The 5240-nt window shown below is 71.2% G+C and carries 4 protein-coding genes; all 4 read left to right on the top strand.

Translation table 11 applies throughout. The features are described from left to right. Nucleotides 1-104 precede the first annotated feature (104 nt). Complete coding sequence (locus E1293_RS44285; protein WP_132205724.1) at nucleotides 105-1901, top strand: acyl-CoA dehydrogenase family protein; 1797 nt, start codon at nucleotides 105-107, stop codon at nucleotides 1899-1901. Between the two features lie 6 nt (nucleotides 1902-1907). Further along, nucleotides 1908-3830, top strand: a complete 1923-nt coding sequence (locus E1293_RS44280) for a fatty acyl-AMP ligase (protein ID WP_207939483.1) — start codon at nucleotides 1908-1910, stop codon at nucleotides 3828-3830. 128 nt (nucleotides 3831-3958) lie between these two features. Continuing rightward, nucleotides 3959-4540 carry a PadR family transcriptional regulator gene (locus E1293_RS44275; RefSeq protein ID WP_132205722.1) on the top strand — a complete coding sequence of 194 codons (582 nt, stop codon included), beginning with the start codon at nucleotides 3959-3961 and terminating at the stop codon, nucleotides 4538-4540. A 96-nt stretch (nucleotides 4541-4636) separates the two neighbouring features. Further along, on the top strand, nucleotides 4637-5146 hold the full coding sequence (locus E1293_RS44270) for an ATP-binding protein (protein WP_132205720.1): 510 nt from the start codon (nucleotides 4637-4639) through the stop codon (nucleotides 5144-5146). The last annotated feature ends 94 nt before the right edge of the window (nucleotides 5147-5240 follow it).

Here is a 5240-nt window from a genome sequence, read left to right as displayed (position 1 = left end):
CCGCGGGGGCGGCGGATGCGGGGGGAGCGGGGGATCCGTCCGGTCCCCCGCAGGCATAGGGGCGGCCCTAGGGAGCGACCCAGACATAGGGAGTGGAAGGCAAGATGGAGAGTAAGGTCCCCGTACACCCCGTTAACCCCGCGCCTGGGCGGCCGTCCGGCAGGACGGCGCCCGTTCTGGAAGCGCTGTCACCGGCGCACCGGATCGCCGCCGACCTGGACGGCTACCTCGGCGATCCGATGGAAGACGAGGCCGGGCCGTTCTCCTACAAGGCGATCGTGGAGGCGGAGGAGCGCGACGAGCTTCCGCCGGGCGCCGTCGACGCCGTGCGGGCTTGGGGTTTCCCGAAGTACCTGGTGCCGGTCCCGCTCGGCGGGCGCCTGACGACGCTTGAGGAGCTGTTCTTCGTCACCCGCGGCATCTCGCGCCGCAGCGTCACCGTGGCGGTGATGTACGGGTCGGGGCTGCTGGCGGTGAACCCGGTGTGGCTGTGGGGCGACGCGTGGCAGCGCAAGACCGTCGCGGACGGGGTGCTGCGCGGCGACCTGGCCTGTTTCGGTGTTTCGGAGGCCGACCACGGCAGCGACGTGATGGCGTCGGAGTCGGAGGCCGACATCCAGGGGGACGACCTCGTCCTGACCGGGGTGAAGTGGCCGGTGGGCAACGCCACTCGCGGGCGTTTCGTCACCACCTACGCCAAGACCGGCCCGCGTGACTTCTCCCTGATCCTGGTGGACAAGCGTGAACTCGACCCGGCCGTGTGGTCGACGCTGCCGCCGGTCCGGACGGTCGGGCTGCGCGGCCACGACCTGAGCGGCGTCGCGTTCTCCGGCGCGCGGATCCCCGCCGAGCGGGTGATCGGGCGGCGCGGCTCCGGGCTCGTCCAGACGCTGAAGACCCTGCAGATCACCAGGACGGCGATCGCGGCCCTGTCGGTCGGGACGATCGACGCGGTCGTGCGCATCGGGATGGAGTACGCGCGGCAGCGCACCCTGTACGGATCGGACATCTACAAGATCCCGGTGATCCGCGACCATCTGCTCAAGGCGCATCTGGACCTGCTGATCGCCGAGTGCGTCGCGATCCCGGTGGCGCGCTGCCTGACGGTGGCGCCCGGGCGGCTCAGCCTGTGGTCGTCGATCGCGAAGTACTTCGTCCCCGTCATCGGGGAGGAGGTCGTCGCCAGCATCGGGACCGTCCTCGCCGCGCGCGGGTACCTGCGCGAAGGCGTCGCGCACGGGGTGTTCCAGAAGCTGCAGCGCGACCACGCGATCGCGAGCATCTTCGAGGGCACCACGCACGTGAACCTCGCCAACGTCGCCGGCCAGCTCCCGTACCTGATCGAGCCGCCGCAGGAGACGGGACACGAGGACGAGCTGCTCGCCGACCTGTTCTGCTGGACGCGGACGCCGCCCCCCTGGGAGCCGGACGGCCGCATGCTCCAGCTCACCAACGAGGGCCGGGACGAGGTCGGCCAGCGCTTCGAGGAGATCTCCGAAGAGGTGCTGACCGCGGCGAACACGCATGCGGCGCCCGGCGTGGCCGCGGAGCTGAAGGACCTGATGTCCGGCATCGGCGGGCTGCGGGCCAAGGTGGAGGCGGGCATCCGCGCGAGCGAGGGCGACACCTCGTCGGTGGCGGCGCTGGCGCGGGCCAAGCGGTACTGCGAGCTGCACGCGATGGTCTCCTGCATGCTCACCTGGCTGCACAACCGGCACGCGTTCGGCGGCCGGTTCGCCGACGGGGAGTGGCTCGTCCTCTGCCTGCAGCGGCTGCTCCAGCGCGCCCAGCCCGACATCATCCTGTCCGAGGAGTTCCTCCCGCCGCTGGAGGACGCGATGTTCCGCGCCACCGGCGAGCGGCGCTGGTTCTCCCTCATGTCCCTGGCCGAGGACGAGTGAGCCCCCGTGCACAGTGACCCCGACCCCGTGCACGACGAGCCCGTGCACGACGAGCCCGTGCACGACGACCCCGGGTACGACGAGCCTGCGGAGCCCGTGCAGAACGACTTCGTGTCGCACGTCCGGGCGAACTTACGCGCGCATGGCGGCGACCGGTCGTTCACGTTCATCAGCGAGGGCGCCTCCTCCGGGGGGCGGCCCTTCACCCCGTCCGGACCGGGCCGCAAGTACACGGAGAACGAGCTCGGCTTCGCCGATCTCGACCGGAAGGCCCGCGTGCTCGGCTGCCGCCTGGAGGCGCGCGGCCTGCGGGACAGGGCCGTCCTGCTGCTGTATCCGGAGGGGCTGGAGTTCCTGGCGGCGTTCCTCGGCTGCCTGTACGCGCGGGTCGTCGCCGTCCCGGCGCCGCTGCCCGACCTGGACGCGGGACGGTTCGGCCGCACCCGCCGGATCATCGAGGACGCCGACATCGCGCTGATCCTCACCGACACCGCCCACCGGGGCACCCTCGACGCGTGGCTCACGGCGGCGGGGCTGAAGGGACGCGTCCACTGCCTCGACACCCAGGCGGGCAAGGAGTCCGATCCCGGCACGTGGAAACCGCCGGAGTTCGGTCCGGGCACCCTCGCGTTCCTGCAGTACACGTCCGGTTCGACGAGCGAGCCGAAGGGCGTGATGGTCACCCACGGGAACCTGCTCGGCAACGGCGAGGAGATCAAGCGCCGCATCGAGGGGACGAGCGACACGGTCGGCGTCGGCTGGGTGCCGCACTACCACGACATGGGCCTGGTCGGGCAGTTCCTCCAGCCGCTCTACCTCGGCTGCCGGTACGTGTTCACCTCGCCGATCACGTTCATCAAGCGTCCCGTGCTGTGGCTGGAGCTGATCACCCAGTACCGGGGGACGATCACCGTGGCGCCGAACTTCGGGTACGAGCTGGCCCTGCGCCGGATCACCGACCGGCAGCTGGAGGGCCTGGACCTGTCGTCGCTGACCGTCGTCAAGAACGGCGCCGAGCCCGTCCGGGCCGCGACGCTGGAGGCGATGGCCGAGCGGTTCGCCCCGGTCGGGTTCAAGCCGGCCATGTGGATGCCCTGCTACGGCATGGCGGAGACGACGCTGCTCGTCACCGGCGCCCCGCTCGGCGGCGGGCCGGTCGTCCGCGACTTCGACGCCGACGCCCTCACCCGGAACCGGGCGGTCGCCGGGAACGGCTCCGCGAGCGTCAGGCGGCTGGTGAGCAGCGGGCGTCCCGTCACGCTGGACGTCCGCGTCGTCGACCCGGAGAGCCGCGATGAGCGGCCGGAAGGACGGGTCGGCGAGATCTGGGTGCGCGGCGGCAGCGTCGCCGCCGGCTACTGGAAGAGCCCCGAGCAGAGCCGGGCGACGTTCGAGGCGCGGACGTCCTCGGGCGACGGCCCCTTTCTGCGAACGGGCGATCTCGGATTCATCGCCGACGGCGAGCTTTACGTGACCGGCCGGATCAAGGATCTGATCATCGTGAACGGCCGCAATATCCACGCGCACGACATCGAGGAGGCGGCGCGGGCGGCCCATCCGTCGGCATTGACCGGCGCCGCCTTCGCGATCGACGCCGCGATCGACGCGGACCTGGGCGGTGGCCCCGGCAGCGACCGTCCCGTCGACGGGAGCAGGGAGCAGGTCGTCATCGTCCAGGAGATCAGTACCCGGGCCGCCGCGGGGACGCCGCTGGACGAGCTGGCGGCCCTGATCAAGGCGCGGGTCGCCCGCACGTTCGAGCTTCCGGCGGTCAGCGTCGTGCTGGCCGCGCGGGGCACGGTCCGGCGGACGACGAGCGGGAAGATGCAGCGCCGGCTGACCCGGGAGGCGTTCCTGGACGGCGAGATCACCGCGCTCGGCGGCGACCTCGAACCGGGCGTCGCGGAGCTGCGGCGGGCCGGCGCATGACCCCGGCCAGGCGATTCGAAGATCAGTGAAATTTCCGGCTGACCAATCCTAGTCAAAATGATGACTAATCATGTCGTTGTCTGATAACGTCGGGCATCACCCTGAGTCAAGGCGGGGAGAGAAGGCCGATGGCGCTACGTCACGCGGTGCTGGCGGCGCTGCTCGATGGCGAGTACAGCGGCTACCAGCTGGCCAAGATCTTCGATTTGTCGGTCTCCAACTTCTGGCATGCCGTACCGCAGCAGCTCTACTCGGAGCTGTCGAGGTTGGAGACGGAAGGCCTGATCAGCGGACGGCAGATCATCCAGCACGACCGGCCCAACAAGCGCGTCTACACCGTCACCCCTGCCGGTGTCGACGAGCTCGAGCGGTTCGCGGCCGAGCCGGCCAAGCCGGGCATCATCCGCGAGAACCTGCTCGTCATGGTCCAGGCGGTGGACCACATCTCCGCCCCCGCCGTCATCGCGCAGCTCGAGGACCGGGCGGTGGCGTCCGCCGCCAAGATCGAGGTCTTCGAACGCACCCTGAAGCACCTGCGCGGCGACCTCGACGAGGAGACGTTCCTGCGTACCGGGTCCCCACTCGGCCCGTACCTCACCTGCCTGCGCGGACACCGGTTCGAGCAGGAGAACTACGAGTGGTTCACCAGCACCGCCCGGCTGCTGCGCGCCCGGGCGGGCACCCAGACCGAGGAAAGCGATCCGTCATGACCGGACCGCGCCCCTCGGCCCCCCACGCCCACCTCAGCTCTGCACCCCGGCCGGGCTGGCAGCGGGCGACACGCCTTAGTCAAGGAGGCGTTCATCATGTCGGGCGAACACCACACCATCGAACTCCCTAGCACCCCACTCCCGAGCACGCTGACCACCACCCCACCGCACGGCCTGCCGACGATCGACGAGCCCGCCCCGCTGCTGCTGGGCGAGCTGACGCTGCCGGCCGAGCGGGAGTCGGTCCCGCGGGCGCGCCGGTTCAGCCGGTCCGTCAGCAAGGCCTCCGGCATCGGGCACGTCGCCGACGACGCCGAGGTCCTGGTGTCCGAGCTGGTCACCAACGCCGTCCGGCACGCGCCGATCCCCGGCGCGGCGCTCTGCCTGCGGCTGCTGCGCGCCGGCACCCGGCTCCGCATCGAGGTGCACGACCGGAGCGCCGCCGTCCCCCGGGCGCGGCAGATCGACCTCATGGAGGAGACGGGACGGGGCTGGTTCCTCGTCGCGGTCATGGCCGAGCGGCACGGCACCGACCACACCCCGTCCGGCAAGGCGGTCTGGTGCGAAGTGCGCGCCTGGCCGCGGGACGAGCACCCCGGCCGCTGAGCACTCCCTCGCAACCCCGGTACGGCGATGGGAAGTGTCTGTCATGCCTGCTGAACATGTCATGCCCGCCGGGCCGCCCCGCGCCCCCGAGCAG

Origin of the sequence: Actinomadura darangshiensis, assembly GCF_004349235.1 — a bacterium.
Lineage (GTDB): Bacteria > Actinomycetota > Actinomycetes > Streptosporangiales > Streptosporangiaceae > Spirillospora > Spirillospora darangshiensis.
Note: the sequence above shows the minus strand (reverse complement) of the source record. Positions and strands in the feature narration are given on the sequence as shown.